General features: G+C 64.7%; 20 protein-coding genes. 7 read left to right on the top strand and 13 right to left on the bottom strand.

What is annotated here, in order from left to right; all coding sequences use genetic code 11:
• Positions 1-8: 8 nt before the first annotated feature.
• The 4 genes from AC1DYS_RS14060 to AC1DYS_RS14045 form a co-directional block, all read right to left on the bottom strand.
• On the bottom strand, positions 9-3,188 hold the full coding sequence (locus AC1DYS_RS14060) for a CusA/CzcA family heavy metal efflux RND transporter (protein WP_477900083.1): 3,180 nt from the start codon (positions 3,186-3,188) through the stop codon (positions 9-11).
• Positions 3,189-3,206: 18 nt separating this feature from the next.
• Positions 3,207-4,760: an efflux RND transporter periplasmic adaptor subunit gene (locus tag AC1DYS_RS14055; protein WP_477900081.1), complete on the bottom strand. Its 1,554-nt coding sequence runs from the start codon at positions 4,758-4,760 to the stop codon at positions 3,207-3,209.
• 7 nt (positions 4,761-4,767) lie between these two features.
• The gene (locus tag AC1DYS_RS14050; RefSeq protein WP_477900079.1) at positions 4,768-5,979 is read right to left on the bottom strand and encodes a TolC family protein; all 1,212 of its coding nucleotides are present in this window, start codon (positions 5,977-5,979) and stop codon (positions 4,768-4,770) included.
• Positions 5,980-6,145: 166 nt separating this feature from the next.
• Entirely contained in the window at positions 6,146-6,520 is a 375-nt protein-coding gene (locus AC1DYS_RS14045) for a DUF2946 family protein (RefSeq protein ID WP_477900077.1), read from the bottom strand.
• Positions 6,521-6,791: 271 nt separating this feature from the next.
• On the opposite strand from AC1DYS_RS14045, the gene AC1DYS_RS14040 reads away from it, so the two are divergent.
• From AC1DYS_RS14040 to AC1DYS_RS14030, 3 genes are all read left to right on the top strand, one after another.
• Positions 6,792-8,825, top strand: coding sequence for an ATP-binding protein (locus tag AC1DYS_RS14040; protein ID WP_477900075.1), 2,034 nt, complete (start codon positions 6,792-6,794; stop codon positions 8,823-8,825).
• Between the two features lie 111 nt (positions 8,826-8,936).
• Positions 8,937-9,413, top strand: a complete 477-nt coding sequence (locus tag AC1DYS_RS14035) for a hypothetical protein (protein WP_477900073.1) — start codon at positions 8,937-8,939, stop codon at positions 9,411-9,413.
• A gap of 213 nt (positions 9,414-9,626) precedes the next feature.
• Positions 9,627-10,574, top strand: a complete 948-nt coding sequence (locus AC1DYS_RS14030; protein WP_477900071.1) for an efflux RND transporter periplasmic adaptor subunit — start codon at positions 9,627-9,629, stop codon at positions 10,572-10,574.
• A gap of 106 nt (positions 10,575-10,680) precedes the next feature.
• Here AC1DYS_RS14030 and AC1DYS_RS14025 read toward each other — a convergent pair whose 3' ends face one another.
• The 5 genes from AC1DYS_RS14025 to AC1DYS_RS14005 all read right to left on the bottom strand — a co-directional run bounded on the left by AC1DYS_RS14025 (position 10,681) and on the right by AC1DYS_RS14005 (position 14,774).
• Positions 10,681-11,124, bottom strand: coding sequence for a hypothetical protein (locus AC1DYS_RS14025; RefSeq protein ID WP_477900069.1), 444 nt, complete (start codon positions 11,122-11,124; stop codon positions 10,681-10,683).
• A 157-nt stretch (positions 11,125-11,281) separates the two neighbouring features.
• On the bottom strand, positions 11,282-11,818 hold the full coding sequence (locus AC1DYS_RS14020) for an alpha/beta fold hydrolase (RefSeq protein WP_477900067.1): 537 nt from the start codon (positions 11,816-11,818) through the stop codon (positions 11,282-11,284).
• A 169-nt stretch (positions 11,819-11,987) separates the two neighbouring features.
• Positions 11,988-12,881, bottom strand: a complete 894-nt coding sequence (locus tag AC1DYS_RS14015; RefSeq protein ID WP_477900065.1) for an ABC transporter permease — start codon at positions 12,879-12,881, stop codon at positions 11,988-11,990.
• 31 nt (positions 12,882-12,912) lie between these two features.
• The gene (locus AC1DYS_RS14010; protein ID WP_477900830.1) at positions 12,913-13,740 is read right to left on the bottom strand and encodes an ABC transporter ATP-binding protein; all 828 of its coding nucleotides are present in this window, start codon (positions 13,738-13,740) and stop codon (positions 12,913-12,915) included.
• 17 nt (positions 13,741-13,757) lie between these two features.
• Positions 13,758-14,774, bottom strand: coding sequence for an ABC transporter substrate-binding protein (locus tag AC1DYS_RS14005; RefSeq protein ID WP_477900063.1), 1,017 nt, complete (start codon positions 14,772-14,774; stop codon positions 13,758-13,760).
• Between the two features lie 389 nt (positions 14,775-15,163).
• Here AC1DYS_RS14005 and AC1DYS_RS14000 point away from each other — a divergent pair, with 389 nt between their 5' ends.
• Both AC1DYS_RS14000 and AC1DYS_RS13995 read left to right on the top strand, forming a co-directional pair.
• Entirely contained in the window at positions 15,164-15,829 is a 666-nt protein-coding gene (locus AC1DYS_RS14000) for a response regulator (protein WP_477900061.1), read from the top strand.
• The gene (locus AC1DYS_RS13995; protein WP_477900059.1) at positions 15,810-17,234 is read left to right on the top strand and encodes a sensor histidine kinase; all 1,425 of its coding nucleotides are present in this window, start codon (positions 15,810-15,812) and stop codon (positions 17,232-17,234) included. Before AC1DYS_RS14000 ends, AC1DYS_RS13995 begins: the two co-directional genes overlap by 20 nt.
• Here AC1DYS_RS13995 and AC1DYS_RS13990 read toward each other — a convergent pair.
• From AC1DYS_RS13990 to AC1DYS_RS13975, 4 genes are all read right to left on the bottom strand, one after another.
• Positions 17,227-18,348 (bottom strand): ABC transporter substrate-binding protein, encoded by a 1,122-nt coding sequence (locus AC1DYS_RS13990; RefSeq protein ID WP_477900828.1) that lies wholly within the window; start codon positions 18,346-18,348, stop codon positions 17,227-17,229. The genes AC1DYS_RS13995 and AC1DYS_RS13990 overlap by 8 nt on opposite strands.
• Before the next feature lie 80 nt (positions 18,349-18,428).
• Complete coding sequence (locus AC1DYS_RS13985) at positions 18,429-19,937, bottom strand: tripartite tricarboxylate transporter permease (RefSeq protein ID WP_477900057.1); 1,509 nt, start codon at positions 19,935-19,937, stop codon at positions 18,429-18,431.
• A 9-nt stretch (positions 19,938-19,946) separates the two neighbouring features.
• Positions 19,947-20,438 carry a tripartite tricarboxylate transporter TctB family protein gene (locus AC1DYS_RS13980; protein WP_477900055.1) on the bottom strand — a complete coding sequence of 164 codons (492 nt, stop codon included), beginning with the start codon at positions 20,436-20,438 and terminating at the stop codon, positions 19,947-19,949.
• Between the two features lie 115 nt (positions 20,439-20,553).
• Positions 20,554-21,507, bottom strand: a complete 954-nt coding sequence (locus tag AC1DYS_RS13975) for a Bug family tripartite tricarboxylate transporter substrate binding protein (protein ID WP_047495910.1) — start codon at positions 21,505-21,507, stop codon at positions 20,554-20,556.
• A 203-nt stretch (positions 21,508-21,710) separates the two neighbouring features.
• Here AC1DYS_RS13975 and AC1DYS_RS13970 point away from each other — a divergent pair, with 203 nt between their 5' ends.
• Both AC1DYS_RS13970 and AC1DYS_RS13965 read left to right on the top strand, forming a co-directional pair.
• Positions 21,711-22,391: a response regulator gene (locus AC1DYS_RS13970; protein WP_477900053.1), complete on the top strand. Its 681-nt coding sequence runs from the start codon at positions 21,711-21,713 to the stop codon at positions 22,389-22,391.
• Positions 22,388-23,782, top strand: a complete 1,395-nt coding sequence (locus AC1DYS_RS13965; protein WP_477900051.1) for a sensor histidine kinase — start codon at positions 22,388-22,390, stop codon at positions 23,780-23,782. Before AC1DYS_RS13970 ends, AC1DYS_RS13965 begins: the two co-directional genes overlap by 4 nt.
• Positions 23,783-23,803: the final 21 nt, after the last annotated feature.

Raw genomic sequence — 23,803 nt, 5'->3', positions numbered from 1 at the left:
GTGGTGGGTCATGAATGGGTTGGCGCTTCGAGCGGTGCACCGCCTGGCGCCTCGGCAAAGTCTTCTTCCTCGTCGCGCCGATGCACCAGGCGGTACAGCACGGGCAGCACGAGCAAGGTCAGCGCGGTGGACGACAAGATGCCGCCGATCACCACGGTGGCGAGCGGCCGTTGCACCTCAGCGCCCGTGCCGGTGGCAATGGCCATCGGCACGAAGCCGAGCGAGGCCACCAGGGCCGTCATCAGCACCGGCCGCAAGCGGGTCAGCGCGCCTTCGCGGATCGCATCGTCGAGGTGCCAGCCCTGATCTCGAAGGTTGCGTATGAACGAGATCATCACCAGGCCGTTCAACACCGCGACGCCCGACAAGGCGATGAACCCCACAGCGGCCGATATCGACAGCGGGATGTCGCGCAGCCACAGCGCCAGGATGCCGCCGGTCAGCGCGAACGGGATGCCGGTGAAGACCAGCAAGCCGTCTTTCAGGTTCCCGAACATCGCGAACAGCAAGGCGAAGACCAGCAGCAGCGACACAGGCACGACGACCTGAAGTCGCTGGGCTGCTGACTGCAGGTTCTCGAACTGCCCACCCCAGGTCGTCCAGTAGCCCGACGGCACCTTGACGGCCGCCAGAGCTTGCTCGGCCTCGGCGACGAACGAGCCCAGGTCGCGGCCGCGCACGTTGGCGCTGACGACGATGCGCCGCTTGCCATCCTCACGGCTCACCTGGTTCGGGCCAGGCGCCAGCTCCATCGCGGCCACTTCTCCCAGCGGGATGAAGCTGACGCGGCCGCTGCCATTCGAGGGCAACGCGATGGGCAGCCGCTTGATCGCCTCCAAGTCGGTGCGCAGGCTCTCCGGCAGCCGCACCCGGATCGCGAAGCGTCGATCGCCCTCGAACATCGTGCCGGCCTCACGGCCACCGACGGCGGTGGCGATCGCCTCCTGCACGTCCACCGTGTTCAGCCCGTAGCGCGACGCCTTGTCGCGGTCGATGTGGACCGTGAGCATCGGCAGCCCGGTGGTCTGTTCGACCTTCACTTCGGCAGCACCCGGCACCTTGTTGAGCACCTCGGAGATCTCGGCGGCGGTCTTGTTCAGCACATCCATGTCATCGCCGAACACCTTGACCGCCACGTCGCTGCGCACGCCCGAGATCAGCTCGTTGAATCGAAGCTGGATGGGTTGCGAGAACTCGTAGTTGTTGCCGGGCAGCTTGGCGACCTCTTCCTGCACCGCCGCGAGCAATTGCTCTCGCGTCTTGCGCGGTTGCGGCCACTGGTCCATCGGCTTGAGCATCACGTAGCCGTCGGAGATGTTGGGTGGCATCGGGTCGGAGGCGATCTCTGCCGTGCCGGTGCGCGCGAAGATGCGCTCAATCTCCGGGAACCTGGCCTTCAAGGTGCTTTCCAGCTGTTGCTGCATCTGCACCGACTGGCTGAGGCTGGTGCCGGGGATGCGCAGCGCCTGGATCGCGAAGTCGCCTTCGTTGAGGTTGGGCACGAACTCCGTTCCCAGGCGCGTGGCCAGCAGGCCCGACAGCACCACCGCCACCACGGCAACCACCACGACCAGCGGGCGCATCGACATCACGCGGCTCAGCATCGGCGCGTAGGCCTGCCGTGCCCAGCCCATCACGCGGTTCTCTTTCTCGGCCACGCGCCGGCCGATGAAGAGCGCCACTGCAGTCGGGATGAAGGTGACCGACAGGATCATCGCGCCGAGCAAGGCGATCACCACCGTGAACGCCATTGGGTGGAAGAGCTTCCCTTCGACGCCGGTGAGCGCAAAGATCGGCAGGTACACGATCATGATGATCAGCTGGCCGAAGAGCAGCGGCCGGCGCGCCTCCTGCGAGGCGGCAAACACTTCATGGAAGCGTTCGCTGCGCGTGAGCGGCCGACCGTGGTGTGCCTGCGCATGCGCCAGGCGCCGCACGCAGTTCTCGACGATCACGACCGCGCCGTCGATGATGATTCCGAAGTCGAGCGCGCCCAGGCTCATCAGGTTGGCGCTGATTTTCTGGTTCACCATGCCGGTGAAGGTGAACAGCATCGACAGCGGGATCGCGAGCGCGGTGATCAGTGCCGCGCGGATGTTTCCAAGAAACAGGAACAGCACCGCGATCACCAGCACCGCGCCTTCGAGCAGGTTTTTCTTGACCGTGGCGATGGCTTTGTCGACCAGCACGGTACGGTCGTACACGGTGACCGCATGCACGCCGGCCGGCAGCGTGCGGTTGATCTCCAGCATCTTCTTGTCGACCGCACGCGAGACGGTGCGGCTGTTCTCGCCGATCAGCATGAACACCGTGCCCAGCACCACCTCACGGCCGTTGTCGGTGGCGGCGCCGGTGCGAAGCTCCTGCCCGAGGCCGACCTCGGCGACGTCGCGCACGCGGATCGGCACGCCATCGGCGTTGCCCAGGATCACGTTGCCCAGGTCATCGGTGTTGCGCACCTGGCCGGGCGCACGGATCAGGTACTGCTCGCCGCGCTTCTCGATGTAGCCGGCACCGACGTTGGCGTTGTTGCGCTCCAGGGCAGTGACCACATCGGCCATGGTGAGCCCGTAGGCCGAGAGCTTCTCGGGGCGAGGGGCAACCTGGTACTCCTTCGCGTATCCGCCGATGGAGTTGATCTCCGTGACGCCGGGCACGTTGCGCAGCTGCGGCTTGATGATCCAGTCCTGGATCTCGCGCAGGTCGGTGGGTGTGTACGGCGTGCCGTCGGGCTTGCGCGCACCGTCCTGCGCCTCCACCGTCCAGAGGTAGATCTCGCCCAGACCGGTGGAGATGGGCCCGATCACCGGGCTGATGCCGGCAGGCAACTGGTCTCTTGCCGACTGGATGCGCTCGTTGACCAGCTGGCGGGCGAAGTAGATGTCGGTGCCGTCCTTGAAGATCACCGTCACCTGCGAGAGGCCGTAGCGAGACAGCGATCGCGTCTGCTCCAGCCCCGGCAAGCCGGCCATCACGGTCTCGATGGGATAGGAGATGCGTTGCTCCGTCTCCAGCGGCGAGTAGCCGGTGGCCGCGGTGTTGATCTGCACCTGGACATTGGTGATGTCGGGCACGGCATCGATCGGCAGCTTCTGGTAGCTGTAGATGCCGAGGCCGGCCATGCCGAGCACGGCCAGCAATACGAGCCAGCGTTGCTCGATGGCAAAACGAATGAGGCGTTCAAACATGGGTCGTGTCCTCGGCCATCAATGGGTGTGCGTGGCAGAACCCTTGCCATGCTCGGACTTGACGACGAAGCTGCCGGCCGCGGCGTACTGCGCGCCGGGGCGCAGGCCGCTCAGGATCTCGACGCGTTTGCCGTCGGCGCGCCCGAGCTGCACCGGCTGGGGAATGAAGCCGCCAGGCACCTTCAAGAACACCACCGGCTTGTCGTTGAGCGACTGGACGCCATCGGCCGACACAGTGACCGCGGCACTGGCCTCCGAGCCCAGCACCTCGACGTTCACGAACAGGCCAGGCCGCCAGGTCAACTTGGGGTTGGCGAGCGTCACGCGGGCCTTGGCCGTTCGGGTCTGCTCGCCGATCAGCGCGCCGACGTACGAGACCGTGCCGGCCACTGCCGCGTCGAAGGCCGTCGATCGAACGGTGACCTTCTCGCCGACCCGCACTTGCGGCAAGTCCTTGGCGCCGATGCTCATCTCTGCCCAGACGGTAGAGAGATCAGAGATGGTGAAGACGTTGGCGTCTTCCTTGACCGACTCGCCCAGCGCCAGGTGCTTCTCGACCACCATGCCGTTGAATGGCGCGCGCAGCTCGTAGCGACCCAGCGTGCCGGCGGAAGCGCCTGCCCCTACAGCACTCAGCTTCTGCGTGGCATTGGCCACCGCGATCTCGGCCTCGTGCAGTGCCTGCTGCGCTTGCAGCACGTCCTGCTCCGGCGAGATCTTCTGCTCCCAGAGCTTCTTTTCTCGGTCGTGGGTCGTGCGTGCCAGTGCCAGGCGCTGCTGGGCGGTGCGCAGCTCGCTGCGCTGCTCGGAGACCGTGGCGCTGGAGATCACCGCGAGCACCTGGCCTCGCTTGACCTGCTGGCCAAGATCGGCGGACACGCTTTCGACGACACCGGCAACCCGTGGCACGACGTGCGCGGTTCGGTCTTCGTTGAAGCGGATCTCGCCGGGCAGCTGCAGGCTGGATCGGATGGCCGAGGCCGATGTCGTGTCCAGCGTAATGCCGGCTGCCTTGACCTGCGCGTCGCCCATCGCCACCCGGCCTTCCTGGCGTGAGAAGGTGAAGAGGTAGGGCTCGGTCGGCGTCTGGGCACTGACTGTCGCCTCGAAGATGTGCGGCTCGGCGATGGGCTTGACGCTCTTGAGCGCGTCCTTGTCGACGGCGAAGCTGTGTTCTTCTTCCTCGCCGCCGGGGCGAACCAGCTTGACGCTGAGCTTGGCCGCGGTGGGCGGCAGCGGCTTGCCAGCCCGGAACAACCACACCTTCAGGCGCGGGTCACCGCCCTCCTCTGCCAGCTGAGCTTCCAGGCCGAAGTCGCCCTCGATGAACAGGTCGCCGCCGTGCGGGCCTTTCTTGGCGGAAGCGCTGTCCTCGTGCTCGTCGTGGCCACCATGGTCGCCATGGTCATGTTCCTTGGCTTCGCTGTGGCCGTGCTCATCGCCGGCCGGCTTGGCTGGCGCGCTTCTGAGGATGGCCGCCCCCATGACGATGCCAATGAGGACGATTGCCACGATGGCCATCGCCTGCTTTTTGCCGAGGCGTGCAACCACGGCGTCTCGATTCAGTTTCATGAGGGTCCTATCTCGTGGTCGGAGTGTTTTGGGAGGCTGCAGCGGGCTCGCCAAGCAGGCGCTCGACGTCGACCGCCGCGCGGTGCGCGCTGGACAAGGCCTGCAGGTGTTGCGTTCTGGCCTGCAGCAGGCTGCGTTGCGCATCCAGCACTTCCAGCAAGCCAAACTTCCCGAGTTCGTAGCCGGCCACCGTGGCGTCGTGAGCGCTCCGCGCCGCGGGGAGAACCTCGTCCTGCAAGGACCGTGCTTCGGCGCGTGCCGTGCGCAGCTGCTCGACGGCGGCGTGCAGCTCGGTCTGGACACGCAGTTCCGTCATCGCCAGCTCATCGCGTGCTTGGTCCAGGCGCCGATGCGATGCCAGCACCGCACCGCGGTTGGTGTCGAAAAACGGCAGCGGAATCGACAGGCCGATCACTGCCACCTGGCGCTGCGCTTCGGCGTCGCGCTTGGCGCCCACGCTGACCGTCACGTCCGGCGTTTGCCGGCCGCGCTCCACGTCGACCAGCGCTGCGGCGTGTTCCACTTCGGCACGCGCTCGTTGAGTGGCCGGAGATTGCCTGCCACGCGCGTCGCTCTGGCCAGCCTCTGGCTCCGAAGGTATGTCTGCGGCCATGCCTTGCAGCGTTGCCGTGCCCGCGGGCGAGCCCATGGCCGACGCGAGGCGTTGTCGTGCGGTGGCGAGCTCGCTGCGCGCCTTCATCTCTTCCATGCGGACATTGGCCTCGGCCAGCTTGGCACGTGTCTCTTCGACAGGTGAGACCTTGCCGGCCGTCACGCGGTTGCCCACGGCCAGGGTGCCGCGCTGGGTGAGCTTCAGCGAAGCATCGGCCAGCTGTTCGCGCTCCTGCGCAATCAGCGCATCGAAGAAAGCGGCAGTGACTGCGGCGCGGATCTCCGCACGCCGGTCTTTCAGGCTGGCCAGCGCCAGGTCGCGTGTGCGATCAGCCGCCTGAAGTCGAGAGGATCGCTTGCCGCCCAGCTCGATCGGCTGCGCGAGGAGGATGGTCGTCGTTCGCGTGGCGCGCCGGGTGTCTTCCACCTCGGCGCTCAGGGTCGGATTGGGGCGAGCGCCAGCCTGGATCTGACCGGCCTCGCTGATCTCGACCTCTCGTTGCGCAGCGAGCAGCGCGGGGTGATGGGTCAGTGCGGCAGCTTGAGCCTGCTGCAGCGTGAGTGTGGTCGCCGCGGTGGAAGGCGGAGGCGCGGCCTGTTGGGCCACGGACGAAATAGGAACAAAGATAGGAACAAGGGCGGCCCATACCAGGGCCGGCAACAGCCTGCGCATCGAATTCTCCAGAACGTTGAAAAGGCAACGAGGGAAGAATCCGGCGCGGAATCAGTCGGCAGTCAGAGGTGAGCTGAGAAGGACGAGCGACCGCGCCGGATCAGGCGCGGTGCCATTTCGGGCGTTCGATGCGCTCGAGCAGATGCGACTCGACCGCCACGGTGGCTGCGAGTGCGGGTGAAGATGCGGCGCTGCGAGGCAGCGTCATCGTCAGCGTGGAGAAGTTCTTGGCTGCGCTCAGATGGCAGTAGGCGCAGTCGGCGTGGCCGCCTGCGGCCTTCTTCGAGCCGTCTTCATCCGGGGTATCGGCCAGGGACTTGTCGACCTCCGGTTCAGCCTGGGGGTGCTGGTGTTCGTGGTGGCCGATGTGCTGGGGTGTTGCGTCTTGCTCATGCTCGCAATAGCTCGCCGCAGCCGCCCAAGAGAACTGGACCGACAGAACCATCAGCAGGAGGATCGCAACGAAGCGGCGCATCGGCAAAGTATATCGACGCGCTTTTTTCGGACCGATCCAAAAGGCTTCGGCCACTGGCGGGCTTTGGCAACGATTTGTACGAGGGCGCCTGGTGACGCTCGACGCTGAACAGGTCACGATTTGCGCCGCGCGCCGTCGACGGGAATCTTTGGCACCGCGGGGCTTCTCTCCTCAGGTCGTCATGGATTGATAAGAGTTCCGTCATGTGAGGTGCCTGGGTTCTTTCTAGACTCGTCGCTTCCGTTACACCGTTGTCCAGCTCCGCGCCTCAATGAAGCAGTCCATCGTCGCGCGAGCCCTTTACCGTACGGCGATGCGCATCGCGCTCGTCTCGGCCCTCGGCGGCGTGGTCTCCTACTGGGTGAATGACGCATCGATCAAGCAGGCCATACAGCGGCAGCTGGTGACGTCGACCGAGCAGAAGCTGCAGCGCGAATCGCTCGAGTTCAGGGAGATCAAAGCCCTGCAGAAGAACTTCCTCGACGAATTCAAATCGGCCTACGCCGACCCGCGCGAACGCGTGACGCTGGCACACGACTTCGACCTCGTCTTCTACCGCCACGACGACGGTTCGTACACCCAGCGGCCGGGCCTGTTCGAAGGCCAGGCGCTGCCCGATGGCCGGCGCTTCCCGCTGATGTCGGCCACCTACGCGCCGCAGACACCGCCCGACGACGACATCAAGGCACGGTTCATGCTGTCGTACCTGCTGTCGAACAAGTACGGTTCGAGCACGAAGGGGCGGCTCTTCAACTTCTATGGCGTGGTGCCCGAGAAAGGTTTCCCGATCTACCAAGCGGCCGACATCGCGAAGATCTTCACCTACTCAGGGCCTGAGGCGCTGAAGCTCGAGACCTACGAGTTCTACGAGCGCGGGTTCGGGTCGGCGAAGAGCGACACGCTCTTCACCCGCATGTACTGGGACTTCTCGAACAACGCCTGGATGACCACCGTTGCGACAGCCGACGCCGCCGATGCGTCGGGCCGGCACAAGATCCTTGCCTGCGTGGATGTGCTGCTCGATCAGTTGATGCAACGCACCGCCGCGCCGCTGCTCGCTGGATCGCAGAGCACCATCTTCCAGGTCGACGACAAGGGCACGCTGATCTTTCATGCAGACCACGCCGAGGCCATCAAGCTCAGCGAAGGCCAGGCCTCGATTCACTCACTGGAATTGAAAGACGACCTCCCGTTGCTCAAGGCCAGCCATTCGGCGAAGCCAGGCGAGGTGCAGTTGATCGACACGCCGCACGAGATCGTCGCGCTCGGCGTGATCCCGGAGACGCAATGGGCCCTGGCCGTTCGCTACCCCAAGGCCTTGATGCGGCCGGCCACCCTGCTCAACCTGGGCATCGTCGTCGGCCTCGGGCTGGTGATGCTGGCGGTGGAGATTCTCATCATCCGCTCGATCCTGCTGCAGCAGGTGGCGCGGCCGCTGCTGCAGCTCACCGATGCCATGAAACGTCTCGGGCTCGCCCAGCAACCGGTGGACCACAGCATGCTGCCCACGCAAGCGCAGGACGAGATCGGCGACGTTGCGCGCGAGTTCGCCGCCATGGCCAGCCGCGTGCAGGACGCGTGCGAAGAGCTCGAGCACAAGGTCCGTGCGCGCACCGCCGAGCTCGAGGCCTCGCAGCAGGCACTGCGCAAACTCGGCGAGCACAACGCCATGGCCCTCGAAGAGGAACGCAAGCGCATCTCGCGCGAGCTGCACGACGAGATGGGCCAGCAGCTCGCCGCACTGCGCATGGAGGTCTCGGTGCTGCGCGTGCGCGAAGGCACCGAGCAGTCGGCAGGCGTCAGCCCGCACGACATGCTGCTCAACCGGGTGGACCGCCTCGTCGCCAGCTTGCGTGCGCTGGTCTCGCAGCTGCGCCCGCCGGCGCTCGATGGCGGCCTGATCGCAGCGATCGAATGGCAGGCCTCCGAGTTCACCCGCGACACCGGCGTGCCTTGCCGGCTGGAGCTGGCAGCGTCGGCCCACGGCCTGCCTTCCGATGCGGCCACGATGGTGTTCCGCATCGTCCAGGAGTCGCTCACCAACGTGCGCCGGCATGCCATGTCGACGCACGTTGCACTGAGTCTGAAACCGGACGCCGATGGCTGGTCATTGACGATCGCGGACGACGGCATCGGCTTCGACACCTCGCAAAAGCATCGGGGGCACGGCCTGCTCTCGATGGATGAGCGCTCGCGTTTGCTCGGGGGCGACCTGCACATACAGAGTGCGCCCGGCATGGGCACGAAGGTACGCTTGCGCCTGGACACCAGGCGGATCAACACCCTCTACGCGGGCCCGGCATGAAACTCCATCACAACGGAAACCACAGATGGTCGTGACGATAGAACGTGAATGTGTCGTAAGCCTGGCCTGTGCCTGGGCGTGCGTGGCACCCGCGCAAAGGGCTCGCAACACATGACGACATTTCAGGAATCCTGGCCCTTGATGGCAGCGGCCGCGCTGGGTGGCGCGACAGTCGGCTTCGCTGTGGCCATTCAAATTGCGCGTTCGCACGGCAACAAACGCATGCGGCAGGCGATCAATGAGGTCGACCAGCAGTGGTCAGCCGTGGTGGCGCGGCACCGGGCCGAGCGTGTCAACTCGGAGCTGCAGCTCCAGGCAGCCCGCACCTCGCTCGGCCGGCTGGTGAAGGCGGCAATCGACCAGGCTCCATCGGCGGCCCCGCTTGCACCCCCTGCCCCACCCACACCGCCCAGCCAGCCGAAGCCTCCAGAAGTTCGTGCAGAAGGCGTGCGCATCAACGTGCTGATGTCATCGTTTCTGGGTCAGGAAAGCGATGACATCCCCTCTGCTTTCGCAGAAACCCAGCCCATGCACGACGATGACCTGATCCCGGTCATCACGCCTCGCCGCAGCCGTCAGCCCGCGTGAGAGACGTGAAGGACGACGCCGCATCTGCACCTGTGTCCGGCTTCTTCTCCGCGCTTCCATCGACGTCGGACTTGAGCACTTTGCACGCCGCGCAATCGCATGATCACGAATTGGTCAGCGCATTGGCATGTGTCTTCTTGCCCTTTCCCCCATCATTCTTTCTACATCCCGGCTCACACAAGTCGCTTCAGTGAATTTGATCTGAGACCTGCCATGCCAGCACGCTTTGCCAATCGGCGCCAACTCTGCGCCCTTCTTCCGCTTCTCTGTTTGCTGAACGCGTGGGCAGGACCGGGCCGGCCGTCGCCGGCGCGCGAAGCCAACATCGTGGATCAAGCCACGGCGCAGTCCGACGCCATCGAGTTGACGGGGCGCACGGTGCCACCAGGAAGCGTCGAGATTCGGCCCCGCGTTGGCGGGGCCGTGCTGTCTCGAAACTTCAAGGACCACAGCGAGGTCAAGGCCGGCGCGCTTCTGTATCAGATCAATCCGGCGCCCCACCGTGCGAATGTCGCGACTGCCATTGCTGCGGTCGCCAAAGCCGAGGCTGCGCTCGCTTCGGCAAAACGCAAGGCGCGCTGGCAACAAGAGCTGGCAGGCATCGGTGTAGGCGAGCCCGACAACACCACCGCGTCATTGATTGATGCGAAGTCGAAACTGGCTGCGGCGCAGTTGGCGCTTCGCAATGCTCAGGCGAGCATGTTGGCAACCCGCATCGTGGCGCCTGCAGCGGGCCGCATCGGAGCCTCGTCGGTGGACGTGGGCACGCTGGTTTCCGTGGATGGGTTGGATCCGCTCGTGACGATCCAACCTCTTGATCCGATGATGGTCGAGCTTGCGTCATCGGGCGCCGTTCATCAGTTGGTGAACGAGGGGCTCTCCCAGCAAGTCAACGATGGAGGCGCACTGCGCGTGCGCTTGTTTCTGAAGGATGGGACGGCTTATCCGATTGAAGGCAAGCTGCGCTTTTCCTCCGTGATCGTCGAGGGGTACATGGAGCAAAAGCCGCTGATGGCGGAGTTCCCGAACCCACACTTGAAGCTGCTGCCGGACATGGACGTTCGGGTGACCCTCCGTGGCGGTGAAGTTGATCAATCACGGCGCGCGTCCCAAGCCGCTGCAGTTGTTCGTGACCTTGTGGTTGTCACCAGCCAGCCTTAGCGTTCACAGCAGTGATGAAGTCGCAAGAGCTTGGTGAGGGCTTGCAGGACTCTTCTTTACCTTGAATCAGGCCAACTCAACACGCTAGCAGTTGCCGACGCTTGGCTTATGCGGCAGCTCTTAAGGGCGCACGCTTGAAGGAAGGATTGAAGCGCAATAGTCGACGACGAACGACTACCGTCAAACCTAAGAGAGATAGAAAGTGGCAGGCCGCCAGGTAGACGATTAAGGCCGTGCCGAACGGTGGAGACAGCGTACTTGGCAGTTCGAAGAGTGCACGGACCGCGAAAACGGCCGCTAGCGCGCAGGCAACGCGAATTGCCAAGTTGCTGAACGTCAAGCTCAGCAGGAACGCCATCGGTAGACCGATCGCAAGTTGGATCAGCGCGCCCTCAAGCAGCAATGCGCTCCACTTCCACGATTTCTCACTCGGCCACGGGAAGATGGAGCCGATGTAGTCCGAGACCTGGTGATGCGGAAAATTGCAAGCCCAAAGTAGCATGAGGGTGAAGAAGAGCAGTGTTCGCAGCAAGGTGACGATAGTTTTCATGCACTCGAACTTCTTCATTTTGCGGATCGGGACGGGTCTGCTCGATATTGCACCTTCAGTCTTTACGGTTCCTGAACCAGGGGCTCCGACGTGATAGGCACTGGAGCGAACCTCTTGGGCCGAGGATATTGCTTAAGCATTCCAGCGGTCTCACGGGCTAGCCTGCATTCGCCGTGCGCAAAATGATGTCTGTGGTGAGCGCACTGGCGGGAAGCCAAGCGTGAATGACGGGAATTTGTAGCTGCGTTCCGATCCATGGTGCCGAGACCTCGGATACAGAAACGACGCCGTCGTTCAACTCACCTGCGAACGGGCCGCGGTTCATCGAGATTCCGCGAGTACCGATGATGGCAGTCGTCGGAGCCGAGATGTTGCCGATTGCTTGGAGGCGATGGGCAGAGCTCAGAAGTTGACCGCAGTCGCGTGTGGCAAACCGAAAGAGAGCGTTGGCCTTGAGTCGAACAGCCAGACGCGATGTCTTGATTGGCGACCCCAGGAGGAAAACATGCCTGGGATGGGTGACGCCTGCCGGCAGGCCATTCAGCGCAGCGCGAATCAGCACGCCACCGAGTGAGTGGCCGACCAGCACATAGGGATGTGTCTCGGCCGTTTCAACCAGGCGGGCGATCAGGCGCGTCACTATCGAATCGAAGGTCTCCAAGGAAACCATGTATCCGAAGGTGCTTGTCGACATCCCGACTTTCCGCAGGCGTCGCAGCATGAGCCAACCCGATAACGGGGAGCGACCCATGCCGTGTACATACAAGACGTTCACTGAGTCTCCAGGCAGGTCGACGGTTTAAAGCTGCGCCAAGCTTAAACCGGTAAGGTACCCCGCGCGTCGCCGGGGTACCGCCAGGAGATCAAGCGCCGAGATCGCTCAGCTGTGCCGGCTTCCAGCGAACGAGACGGTTCTCGATCAAGGTGATGAGGTATTCCGCACCGAGCGCGAGCACCGCCAGGATGATCATCGCCGCGAACACGCCATTGGCATTGAAGGCGCCCTGCGCCGTCGAGATCAGCAGGCCGATGCCCTGCTTGGAGCCGAGGAACTCACCCACCACCGCGCCCACCAGCGCAAAGCCGAAGCTGACATGCAGGCTGGCCAGAATCCAGCTCATCGCTGACGGGATGACGACGGTGGTCGTCAGCTGCCATTGCGAAGCACCCAGAATCTGTGCGTTCGCGATCATCGCGCGGTCTGCCTCGCGAACACCTTGAAAGGCGTTGGCGAAGACCACGAAGAACACCATCACGACGGCCAGCGCCACCTTGGAGGCCATGCCTAGGCCGAGCGAGATGATGAAGATCGAGCCGAGCACCACGCGCGGAATCGAGTTGGCGATCTTGATGTACAGGCTGAAGACGTCGGCCAGGAAGCGGTTGCGGCCGAGCGCGATGCCGCAGACGATGCCTGCAACCGAGCCGATCAGAAAGCCCAGCACCGTCTCTTCGAGCGTGACGGCCATCTGTGCCCACAGCGAGCCTTGCGACGTGCCCTCGGTGAACCACTCATAGATCTGCCGTGCGACGCCGGAGGGTCTGCCGAAGAAGAAAGGATCGATCCAGCCGAACGCCGTGGCAGCCTCCCAAAGCCCGACCACCGCGACGAAGATCGCGATGCGCAGCGAGATGACGACGGCGTGGCGCCGCTTGTGGCGGGCGAGTGCCTGCCGTTCCAGCGTGCCGAGTGAAAAGTCGGCGGGTGCCGCCGGGGTAGCAGCGGCCAATGGGGTTGTCGTGGCTGTTGCGGTCATGCTTGTATTCGTGTTCATGCGCACCTCGTGTTCAATGTGTGGCGGACGGCAGGAGCCGTTGGCCGATCTGGACTTCTTCTCGCAGGTCGTCCCAGATGTGCCGGGCGATGTCGATGAATTTCTGCTCGTAGCGGATGTCAGACATGACGCGCGGGCGCGGCAGGTCGATGGTGTGCACTTTCTTCACCGTCGCAGGGCTGGCGGTCAGCACCACCACCTGGTCGGCGAGGGCCACCGCTTCTTCGAGGTCGTGGGTCACGAACACCACCGAAGCCTGTGTGCCGGACCACAGCTTGAGCAGTTCGTCCTGCATCACGGTACGGGTCTGCATGTCGAGCGCGCTGAAGGGCTCGTCGAGCAGCAGGATCTCCGGCTCGTTGATGAAGGTCTGGGCCAAGGCGACGCGCTTGCGCATGCCACCCGACAACTGGTGTGGATAGAGCGTCTCGAACTTGCCCAACCCCACGCGGGCGATCCAGTGCCGGGCCTTGTCGTTGGCCTCGGCCTTCGATACGCCGCGATAGCGCGGGCCGGCGGCCACGTTGTCGAGCACATTGCGCCACGGGAACAACGCATCGCTCTGGAAGACGAAGCCGACGCGTTGATCGATGCCGTTGACCGGCTGGCCCATCACCCGCACCTGCCCGGCACTCGGCGTGATCAGGCCGGTGACGAGGTTCAGCGTGGTCGACTTGCCGCAACCTGTCGGCCCGACCACGCACACGAACTCGCCTCGTTTCACCGTGAGGCTGAAGTCGTGCATGGCGGTGTGGAAGGTGCCTTCCGGTGTCAGGAAGCGGCGCGTCACGCCGGTGATCTGAATGGCTGGGGGCGAAGAGGCGTTCATCGAGGGCACCATCATTTCGGGCGTCGCTTTCATTTGAGTCCCTTGTTGGCAGCGTCGACAAACTCAACCGAGTAGGTCTTGCTGAGGTCGATCTGCTTTCCCATCACGTTCTTCGAGAACGAAGACATCACCTTCAGCACCGTCTCGGGGCCATTGGCAGGCATGCGGCCATCCACGGTGAACTGCGACTTGCCTGCAGCCAAGCCCTGCACGTACAGATCGCGGTTGCCCACCATGTACTCCTTGGGCATCTTGTCGGCGATCTCGGCGGCCGAGTGCGAGGCCATCCAGCGCATGGTCTTGACCATCGCGGTGGCGAGCTTTTGCGCCACCGGCTTGTTCTTCTCCAGCCAGCTCGACGACACGTACAGCGATGCGCCCGGGTACGGGCCGCCCAGCGCGGCCTGCGTCGTTTCCACCGAACGCAGGTCGACCAGCACCTTGGCTTCACCGGTACTCAGCAGCTGCCCGATCGTGGGCTCGGTACTCATGCCTGCGTCGATCTTGCTCTGCTTGATGGCCGCGATGAACGTACCGCCCGCACCGACGGCGATGGTCGAGTAGTCGCCGGCCTTCAGTCCGGCCTTGGATGCGAGGGCCTGGGTCAGAAAATCGGTCGACGAGCCGACACCGGTGATGCCGAGCGTGCGGCCCTTGAAGTCGGCCGGCGACTTGATTTCATTCGCCAGCTTGGTCGCCACCAGCTCCACTTCGCCCGGCGTGCGGCTGAGTTGCACGATGGAGGTGATCGACTTGCCCTTGCTCTGGATGTCGATGGTGTGGTCGTAGAAACCGACCACGGCCTGCACGTCACCCGAGATCAATTCGTTCTCGGCCTCCACGCCGGCGCGCGTGTTGATCATCTCCACTTCGAGGCCCTGCTCCTTGAAGAAGCCGAGTTGCTCGGTCAGGCGGGCAGGCAGGTAGATCTGTTTTTCCATGCCGCCAACGGCCAAGACAACCTTGTCGGCTGCCATGCCGAGCGACGGCCACGCGGTGGCGACCAATGTGGCGAGCAAGGTCGATGTTGCGAAGAGTTTTTTCATGTTCAAGCAATCTTTTGCGGGTGGAATTCGGTGGTTTGCATCGGCGCGGTCGTCCCGGTCTTCAGATCGAAGCGTTCATGCGAGAACGTGGCGTGGCAGGTGAAGAAGTGGCGAGAATCGCCATGCAGATCGCGGTCTTGTTCATACGTTCGTCTCGAGTTGGCTGATGGCTCTTTTTTTGATTGACGATCACGCAGCGATGAGCGCGACGTGATCGGTTGTGCGGTCTGCAGCGAGGCGCTTCACACCGCACGGGCGCATTCTGTTTTTGCGAACCTTTCGTGCCGCTTTACTTTGCGAGCCCCTATGGAAAACCCCGACGTGTTGCCCTTGTCGCCCCGGCCCAATGACGGGCCCTCCCCCGCCGCCRAAATCGAATCTCTCTCACCATGCGTTTGCTGCTAGTCGAAGACAGTCTCAAGTTGGCCTCCTGGCTGAGCAAGGCCCTTGAACAGCACGGTTTCGCGGTCGACCAGACACACGATGGCGCGCAGGCCGACTCGCTGCTGCTCACCGAGAACTACGACGCCGTCATCCTCGATCTCTCATTGCCGAGCATGGACGGTCTGGTCGTGCTGCAGCGGCTGCGCGAGCGAGGCAAGTCGACACCCGTGATCGTGCTGACCGCGCGTGGCGAACTCGAAGACCGCGTCAAGGGCCTGAACCTCGGCGCCGATGACTACATGCCCAAGCCCTTCGACCTGACCGAACTCGAAGCGCGCCTGCACGCGGTGATACGCCGTGCACACGGCGCGAGTGCACCGAAGCTGGCCGTCGGTCCCCTGGAATACGACAGCAGCGGCCGCGTGTTCACGCTGCAAGGCCGCAGGCTGCTGCTGCGGCCGAAGGAGCATGCAGTGCTCGAGGTGCTGCTCATGCGCGCCGGAAAAGCCGTCAGCAAGTCCGCGCTGTACGAACACGTCTTCTCGATGGACGCCACGACCGGGCAAGACGTGGTCGAGATCTACATCCATCGCCTGCGAAAGCAGCTTCACGACTCCGGTGTGGCCATCGTGACCTTGCGCGGCCTGGGCTATGTTCTCGAAGCCGGCTGACAGCCTTCGCCTTCAGCTGCTGCGTTGGTTGCTGGTTCCGCTGCTGCTGCTGTTGCTCGTCAACGCGTGGCTCAGCAACCTGGCTGCAGTCTCGACGGCCAACCTCGCCTTCGATCGCTTGCTGATGGCGTCAGCCGACGCGATCGCCGAAAACGTCGACGTGAAAGACGGCGAGATCGTGGTCGACCTGCCGTACGCCGCGCTGCAGCTGCTGGAATCGAACATCCAGGAACGCATCTTCTACCGCGTCGTTGCGCCGGGCGGCAAGACACTGACCGGCTACGACGACCTGCCCTTGCCCGGCAAGCTGTCGCCTTCCGGCGAGGGATCGGTCACCTATGCCGAGCAATACCGCGGCGAGCAGGTTCACCTGGTGGCGATGAACAAGCCGCTCTACGGCTCGGCGATGGAAGCGCCCGTCGTCGTGATCGTGGCCGAGACCGGCGAAGCACGCGCCGCGCTGTCGAACCAGATACTGGTCGAAGGTCTGATGCGGCAGGCGGCCCTGATCGTGGCGGCGGGCCTGCTCGTCTGGTTCGGCCTGATGCGCGGCTTTCGGCCCCTGTCACGCCTGCGCGACAGCATCGTCGCGCGCGACCCGTCTGACCTCGCTCCCATCGATGCATCGAGCGTCCAGAAAGAAGTGCGCCCGCTGATCGGCGCGCTGAACCAGCACACCGCCCGCATCCAGCGGTTGCTGGCGAGCCGCCAGCAATTGATTGCCGACGCTTCGCACCAGATGCGCACACCGTTGTCCGAAATGCGCACGCAGATCGAATACAGCCTTCGCCAAGACCGTGACGATCTGCTGCGCGAAACCCTGGTCGACGTGCATTCAGACATCGACCGCCTGGCGCGCCTGATCTCGCAGCTGCTGCTTCAGGCGCGCACGGACCCCGAGGTGCTGCAGAACCAGCGCAACGAAGTCGTCGACCTGAGCCAGCTGGTTCGCGCCACCGCGCTCGACTACGTGCCGGCGGCGCGCAAGCGGTCGATCGACCTGAGCTTCGACGAATCGGCCGAAGCCGCGGTCGTCATGGGGCATGGGCTGCTGCTGCGTGAACTCGTCGCGAACCTGATCGACAACGCCATCCTGCATGGCCGCGCACATGGCACGGTGACGGTTCGCGTGGCGCACGGGCCGCCGGCGGTGCTGGAGGTCGAAGACGACGGTCCCGGCATCGCGCTGGACGAGCGTGAGATGGTGTTCGAGCGGTTCTACCGGGGGACAACGGCGGCGCAGGCCGGGTCAGGCCTGGGGCTGTCGATCGTGCGCGACATCAGCGCGGCCCACCACGCGCGCATCGAGCTTGGCACCTCGGCGGCAGGCTCGGGGCTGCACGTTCGCATCGTCTTCCCGGCCATGGAGCAAGCCGCCGGCTCAGCAGCGGCCGCCGCTACTTGACGGCGCTGGTCTCGCGCCGCCAGTGCCGCAGAAAGTCCTGCTTCTTGGACTGATCGAGAAAGACCAGCAAGGCCGGCCCCACCGTGATGGCCTTCAGCGCGCCGCCCAGGGTCTCTCGGAGCGTGGCCGCGGTGAATTCGCCCGGCACGTCGCTGCGAATCGAAAACAACTCGGAGCGTGCAGACAGCAGCGCCTGCCCTCGTTTGGACAGCAGGTAGTCGAGCCACAGCTTGCCGGCATTGGGGTGTGCTGCCGTCCGGGACAGCACCGCAATGCGCGACATCACCAAGGTGTAGTCCTTCGGAAGCACCACGCCGATCAAGGGGTCTCGCCGTGCGCGGGTCAAGGCGTACGAGCCGATCAGGTTGTAGCCGAGGTAGTCCTTCCCCGAGGCGATGCGTTGGACCATCACCGAGGTGTTGGTCTCGAGCTCGACGCCATTCGTGCCGAGCTCCTTGATCAGGTCCCAGAAGCCGGTCTGCAGCCGAAGGTCCTGCGTGGCGAATAGAAAGCCGATGGCCGATTTTTCGACGTCGTAGGTAATGACGTTGCCGCCGTATTTCTCGCGCTGGGTCGAGATCAGCCTGGCAAAGTCGGCGTGCGTCTGCGGGATGTCGTTGCCGGTGACGAAGCGCTTGTTGTAGACGAACACCGCCGGCTCGAAGGTGGTGCCGAAGGCGGAATCCCGCCACACCGCCCAGTCGGGCAGCGAGCCCACTTCGGGCGACTTGTAGCGCTCGGCATAGTTGTCGTTCGCGAGCTTCATCTGCAGGTCCATCGCCGAGCTCCACAACACGTCGGCGGACGGGCGCTTGGCAGCCGTCTCTGCGAGGTAGCGGTTGTGCAACTCGGCGGTGTTGAGGTCGTTGTAGTCGACCTTCACGCCTGGATAGAGCTGCTCGAAGTCGCGAATCAGCGCGGCCACGGCCGAGGCGTCGGTGGATGAATACACCACCACCTTGCCTTCATCGCGAGCCGCCGAAATGATCTTGCCGTAGGCGGCTGGGTAACCATCGGGCGGGCCGGCAAGCGCCGGCTCGCACAGCGGGCCGAGCAAGGCGGCGACGATGACTGCAGCGCACGAGCGCAACGCTCTCCGGGCAGTTCTGTGCATCATCGAGCGCGCGTCCATGGCCTCAAGCCTATCTCATGCACGCGCTGCTCATGCGCGTGCAAAGGCGCCTGTCAGCGCCATCAAGCTGGCTTGACCGCCCCTTCGACCTGGCGCCGGCGATATCGCATCACGATCGGCAGAACAATCACCACCACGCACAGCGCGAGCACGGCCAGCGACAGAGGCCGTTCGATGAAGACGCTGAGCTTGCCTTCGCCGATCGACATGGCGTTGCGGAAGTGCGCCTCCGCCATCGGCCCGAGAATCATGCCGACGATCACTGGTGCGGTCGGGAAGTCAAAGCGCCGCATCAGCATGCCGAGCAGGCCGATGCCGAACAGCAGGTAGAGGTCGAAGGCCGATTGCCGCATGCCGTAGACGCCCACCGTCGCGAAGACGAGGATGCCGGCATAAAGCCAGTGGCGCGGAATCTTCAGCAGCTTGACCCACAGCCCGACCAGCGGCAGGTTCAGCACCAGCAGCATGATGTTGCCGATGTAGAGCGAGGCGATCAGCGCCCAGACCAGCGCGCTGGAGCTGGTGAAGAGCTGCGGGCCGGTCGTGATGCCGTAGTTCTGGAACGCCGACAGCAGCACGGCGGCGGTGGTCGAGGTCGGGATGCCGAGCGTCAGCAGCGGCACCAGCACGCCGGCGGCGGTGGCATTGTTGGCCGCCTCCGGGCCGGCCACGCCTTCGATCGCGCCGACGGTACCGAACTCTTCCTTGTGCTTGGACAGCTTCTTCTCCGTGGCGTAGGAGAGAAAGGTCGGGATCTCGGTGCCGCCGGCCGGCACGGTGCCGAACGGGAAGCCGAGAAAGGTGCCGCGCAGCCAGGCCGGCCATGAGCGCTTCCAGTCGTCTCGCGTCATGTACAGCGACGTCATCTTGTGCTGCGTCTCGACGACGCGGCCTTCGTACAGGCCGTAATACAGCGCCTCGCCGACGGCGAACAGTCCCACCGCCATCAAGGTGACCTCGACGCGGTCGACCAGCTCCGGAACACCCAGCGTGTAGCGGGCGGTGCCGGAGATCTCGTCGATGCCGATCAGCCCGACGGCGAGCCCCAGCGCCAATGAGCACATGCCGCGCAGCACACTGGCACCGAGCACCGCCGAGACAGTGATGAAGGCCAGCACCATCAGCGCGAAGTTCTCCGGCGGGCCGAACCGCAAGGCCACCTCCGCGAGCCATGGCGCGAAGAGCGTGAGCAGCACGGTGGCGATCGTGCCTGCGAAGAAGGAGCCGATGGCCGCGGTGGCCAGCGCCGCGCCAGCCCGGCCGTTCTTCGCCATGAGGTTGCCTTCCATGGCCGTCACCATCGACGCAGTCTCGCCCGGCGTGTTAAGCAGGATCGAGGTGGTGGAACCACCGTACATCGCGCCGTAGTAGATGCCGGCGAACATGATCATCGAGGCGGTCGGTTCGACCTGCGCGGTCAGCGGCAGCAGCATGGCCACTGCCAGCGCGGGGCCAATGCCGGGAAGCACGCCCACGGCGGTGCCGACCAGGCAGCCGAGGAAGGCCCACATCAAGTTGATCGGCGTGCCGGCGGTGGCGAAGCCGTTGAGAAGCGAAGTCCAGACGTCCATGACCGCTCCTTAGATCCAGGCGCCGGCCTTCACCAGCGCTGGCAGCGTCACGCCCAGCACCTTGGTGAACAGCCAGAACACCGGGGCGCTGATGGCAGCGCCGATGAACAGGTCCTGCACGAACATGCGCAGGGTCGGACGGGCATCGGAGCCCACGCGGAAGCCGCGCGCAGCAAAGGCAAAGAGCACGGCGCACGACAGGATGAAGCCCAGGTGCTCGATCAGCAAGGCGTTGAGCACCAGGCCGGCACCGATCCAGGCGACCGCTCGCCAGCGTGGAGGAAAGTCCGGTGCGCTGACCCATTCAGCGTGCGAACGGAGTGCGCCCGCGATGAGGCAGACGCCGAGAATGGCCATTGCCGCCGAAACCGTCCACGGCAGGAAGTCAGGCCCTGCGCCGGCATAGCCCGCGCTTCCCTTGATCTGCGCGGCACCCACGGCCAGCAGCGCGGCAAGCAGCAGCGCGCCGCCACCGATCCACACGAAACTCCGATTTTTCATGATCGACTCAAAGACAAAACATCAACAGGACAAAAGCCGCAACAGTGGCTGCGCGCCAGGGCGCAACGACTGTTGCAGCGGGTGAGCACGCATGCTCAGAAGGCGTTCACGCCTTTCAGAGCATGCCGAGCTTCGACATCAGGGCGCGAAGGCGAGCGTGCTCGTCATCCACGTACTTGTCGAACTCCGGGCCGATCAGCGGCAGCGGTGCCCAGCTGTTCTTGGCCAGGGTGTCCGCCCACGATTTGGCCTTGGTCGCCTTCATCACGCTGTCGGCCAGGGCCTTGCGCTGCTCGGCGCTGATGCCGGGGGCGCCGTAGACGCCGCGCCAGTTGGCGATTTCCACGTTGACGCCCTGCTCTTTCAGCGTGGCGACGTCGACGCCCTTGACGCGCGCAGGTGCGGTGATGCCAATGGCGCGCATCTTTCCGCTGCTGACGAACTCCTGCAGCTCGCCCCAGCCGCTCGTGCCCACGGTCACGTGGCCGCCGAGCACGGCCGCAGTGGCTTCGCCGCCGCCCTTGAACGGCACGTAGTTGACCTTGTTCACGTCGACACCGGCATCGCGGGCGATCATCGCCACGCTCAGGTGGTCGATCGAGCCCTTCGAGCCGCCGCCCCATTTGACGCTTGCCGGGTCTTTCTTCATCTGCTCGACCGCGTCCTTCATCGACTTGATGGGCGAGTTGGCCGGCACGACGAACACGTTGTATTCGGCCATCAGGCGGGCGATCGGTGTCGCGTCCGACAGCTTGATCGGCGGGTTGTTCTGCACGATGGCGCCGACCATGATGGCGCCGACCACGATCATCGCGTGGGGATCGCCCTTGCTGGAGTTGGCGAACTGGGCGAGCCCGATGGTGCCGCCGGCACCGCCCTTGTTCTCGTAGGTCACGCTGCCTGCCACGCCGGCTTCCTGCATGGCCTTGCCGAGCCCGCGGCCGACCTGGTCGTAGCCGCCGCCAGGGTTGGCGCCAATCATGATCTTGAAGTTGTCAGCGGCTTGTGAGGGCATTGCCAACACGAGGACGAGCGAAGCGGCGAGGGTTTTGAGCGCGAGTCGGCGCATGGTGTCTCCTTTGTTCAAACTGAGATGTCATGCTGCCACCAGCACATTTGCACGCCCTCCGGGGCGACCCTAGCCGGGCGGCCGAAGCTGTCGATTGGCTATCAATCGCCGCAAGCCTGCCTGTCATCGAGCTGTCCGCCATGCCCGTGACGCGGGCCAACCCTTGTCACAAGTCCTCTTCGCACGAGGCACACTTGCCGCCCATGAAATTGCTTTTGGTCGAAGATGATGCCGCCATGGCACAGGCACTGCAACTCGCCCTCGAGCGACGTGGCTTTGAGGTGTCGCATGTCGCTAACGGCAGCGAAGCCCTGCAGTGCCTGCGCCATGACCCGCCCGATGCCGCCTTGCTGGACCTCACGCTTCCCGGCATGGATGGCTTGCAGGTGCTTCACAAGGCTCACACCGAAGGCATCGACGTCCCGATCCTCGTGCTGACGGCGCGTGGCGCGGTGGGCGACCGGGTGCTCGGCCTGAACGCCGGCGCCGAGGACTACCTGGCCAAGCCATTTGACCTCGACGAGCTCGAAGCGCGCGTGCGCGTGCTGCTCCGCCGCCATGCGAAGAAAGACGCCCTGCTCTCGTGCGGCCCGCTGACGATGGAGGTGGATTCCGGCGCGTTCTACCTCGCCGGCAAGCCGCTCGAAGTCACGCCGCGCGAACAGGCGCTGCTCAAGGCGCTGATTGCGCGGCCGGGCCATGCGGTGGCCAAGGAGAAGCTGTTTCGGGTGGTCTTTCCGATGGAGCAGGACATCCAGTTCGAGGCCATCGAGGTGGTTGCCTACCGGCTGCGCAAGAAACTCGCCGGCAGCGGTGTCTCGCTCATCACCCTGCGGGGCCTGGGCTACCTGCTCCGCGACGATGACCTGAAACCCGCTGCGTGAAGCCGGGCCGACAACACTCGCTGCGGCGCTATCTGCTGGCAGGCATCGTCTTGCCGATCGCGCTGTTCGTGAGCATCGACGCGGTCGACGGTTACCGGCGTGCGCTCGATGCGATCAACACGGCCTATGACCGCTCGCTGCTTGCCTCGGCGCGCTACATCGGCGAGCTGCTGCAGCTGGACGAGAACGGTCTGAAGGTCGAGATCCCTTTTGCGGCCATGGAGATCTTCGAGGCGAGCACCGAGGGCGGCATGTACTACCGCATCTCGGGCTTCAACGGCGAGTTCCTGTCGGGCCACAGCGATCTGCCGGCGTACAAGGGGCCGCCGCCCAAGCGCAGCACCTATGCGGCGCTGGTCGATTTCTACGAGACCGAGTACCGCGGCCGTCGCGTCCGCATGGCAGCGCTCTACGAGCCGATGTCCAGCACCAGCCAGCGGGGCGTGGCCTTGATCCAGGTCGCCGAAACCCTCGAAGTGCGAGAACGGTTGGCGCGGGGGCTGCTCATCGACACGCTGCTGCGCGAGGCGCTGCTGATCGCCGTGGTAGCGGTCGTCGCCTGGGTGGTTGTCGGCCGCGCGCTGCGACCGGTGAACGTGCTCCGGCGCGAGGTGCTTGCTCGGGGTGAACGCGATCTATCGCCCGTTCGAACCGAAGGGCTTCCGCTCGAACTCCAGCCGGTGGTGGCGGCCACGAACGACCTGCTGCAGCGGATCACGCGCATGGTTCGCCTGCAGAAGCAGTTTGTCCGCGATGCATCGCACCAGCTGCGCACGCCGCTCGCGGTACTCAAGACACAGGCGCAGAACGGGCTGTCCGGCCACGCCGATCCGCAGGTCACGCTCGGGCAGATCCACGGCACGATCGACCGCGCCATTCGCCTGGCGAACCAGATGCTCGCAATGGCCAAGGTCGAACAGGTGCACGAGCAGGATGCAGCCGGCCCGGTCGACCTGAGCGAGGTGGCCCGCGAAGTGGCGCTCGACATGTCACCGCTGATCGCCGACAAGAACCTCGACTTCGAATTGCACGCCGAGATGCCGGTGTGGACACACGGGCACGCGTGGATGCTGCGCGAGCTGGTGCGCAACCTTTTGCACAACGCAGTGCGCGAAACGCCGCCGGGGCGGCCCTTGGCGCTCACGGTGAATGCCACCGAGCAGGCGGTGCGCCTGCTGCTGCGAGACAGTGGCCCGGGCATCGCGGAATCGATGCGGGACCACCTGTTCGAACCATTCCACACCGGCCACCCCACGAGCGGCAGCGGCCTGGGCCTCGCGATCTGCCGCGAGGTGTGCGAGCGCACGGGCGGCAGCATCGAGCTGCTCAACCGCATGGAAGCTGGGCAGGTTGCGGGCCTGGACGCGATCGTCCTGCTGCCCCGCGTGTAAAAGGCGCCGCGCTACCGATGC

The sequence above is a fragment of the Rhizobacter sp. P2_G4 genome, assembly GCF_056403575.1.
This window is presented reverse-complemented; position numbering and strand designations above follow the sequence as displayed.

What these genes read in the sequence shown, in the direction of transcription:
- AC1DYS_RS14060 (WP_477900083.1), bottom strand. Translation starts at nt 3,188, where the DNA reads ATGTTTGAACGCCTCATTCGTTTTGCCATCGAGCAACGCTGGCTCGTA.
- AC1DYS_RS14055 (WP_477900081.1), bottom strand. Translation starts at nt 4,760, where the DNA reads ATGAAACTGAATCGAGACGCCGTGGTTGCACGCCTCGGCAAAAAGCAG.
- AC1DYS_RS14045 (WP_477900077.1), bottom strand. Translation starts at nt 6,520, where the DNA reads ATGCGCCGCTTCGTTGCGATCCTCCTGCTGATGGTTCTGTCGGTCCAG.
- AC1DYS_RS14040 (WP_477900075.1), top strand. Translation starts at nt 6,792, where the DNA reads ATGAAGCAGTCCATCGTCGCGCGAGCCCTTTACCGTACGGCGATGCGC.
- AC1DYS_RS14035 (WP_477900073.1), top strand. Translation starts at nt 8,937, where the DNA reads ATGACGACATTTCAGGAATCCTGGCCCTTGATGGCAGCGGCCGCGCTG.
- AC1DYS_RS14030 (WP_477900071.1), top strand. Translation starts at nt 9,627, where the DNA reads ATGCCAGCACGCTTTGCCAATCGGCGCCAACTCTGCGCCCTTCTTCCG.
- AC1DYS_RS14025 (WP_477900069.1), bottom strand. Translation starts at nt 11,124, where the DNA reads ATGAAAACTATCGTCACCTTGCTGCGAACACTGCTCTTCTTCACCCTC.
- AC1DYS_RS14020 (WP_477900067.1), bottom strand. Translation starts at nt 11,818, where the DNA reads ATGTCGACAAGCACCTTCGGATACATGGTTTCCTTGGAGACCTTCGAT.
- AC1DYS_RS14015 (WP_477900065.1), bottom strand. Translation starts at nt 12,881, where the DNA reads ATGACCGCAACAGCCACGACAACCCCATTGGCCGCTGCTACCCCGGCG.
- AC1DYS_RS14010 (WP_477900830.1), bottom strand. Translation starts at nt 13,740, where the DNA reads ATGGTGCCCTCGATGAACGCCTCTTCGCCCCCAGCCATTCAGATCACC.
- AC1DYS_RS14005 (WP_477900063.1), bottom strand. Translation starts at nt 14,774, where the DNA reads ATGAAAAAACTCTTCGCAACATCGACCTTGCTCGCCACATTGGTCGCC.
- AC1DYS_RS14000 (WP_477900061.1), top strand. Translation starts at nt 15,164, where the DNA reads ATGCGTTTGCTGCTAGTCGAAGACAGTCTCAAGTTGGCCTCCTGGCTG.
- AC1DYS_RS13995 (WP_477900059.1), top strand. Translation starts at nt 15,810, where the DNA reads ATGTTCTCGAAGCCGGCTGACAGCCTTCGCCTTCAGCTGCTGCGTTGG.
- AC1DYS_RS13990 (WP_477900828.1), bottom strand. Translation starts at nt 18,348, where the DNA reads ATGCACAGAACTGCCCGGAGAGCGTTGCGCTCGTGCGCTGCAGTCATC.
- AC1DYS_RS13985 (WP_477900057.1), bottom strand. Translation starts at nt 19,937, where the DNA reads ATGGACGTCTGGACTTCGCTTCTCAACGGCTTCGCCACCGCCGGCACG.
- AC1DYS_RS13980 (WP_477900055.1), bottom strand. Translation starts at nt 20,438, where the DNA reads ATGAAAAATCGGAGTTTCGTGTGGATCGGTGGCGGCGCGCTGCTGCTT.
- AC1DYS_RS13975 (WP_047495910.1), bottom strand. Translation starts at nt 21,507, where the DNA reads ATGCGCCGACTCGCGCTCAAAACCCTCGCCGCTTCGCTCGTCCTCGTG.
- AC1DYS_RS13970 (WP_477900053.1), top strand. Translation starts at nt 21,711, where the DNA reads ATGAAATTGCTTTTGGTCGAAGATGATGCCGCCATGGCACAGGCACTG.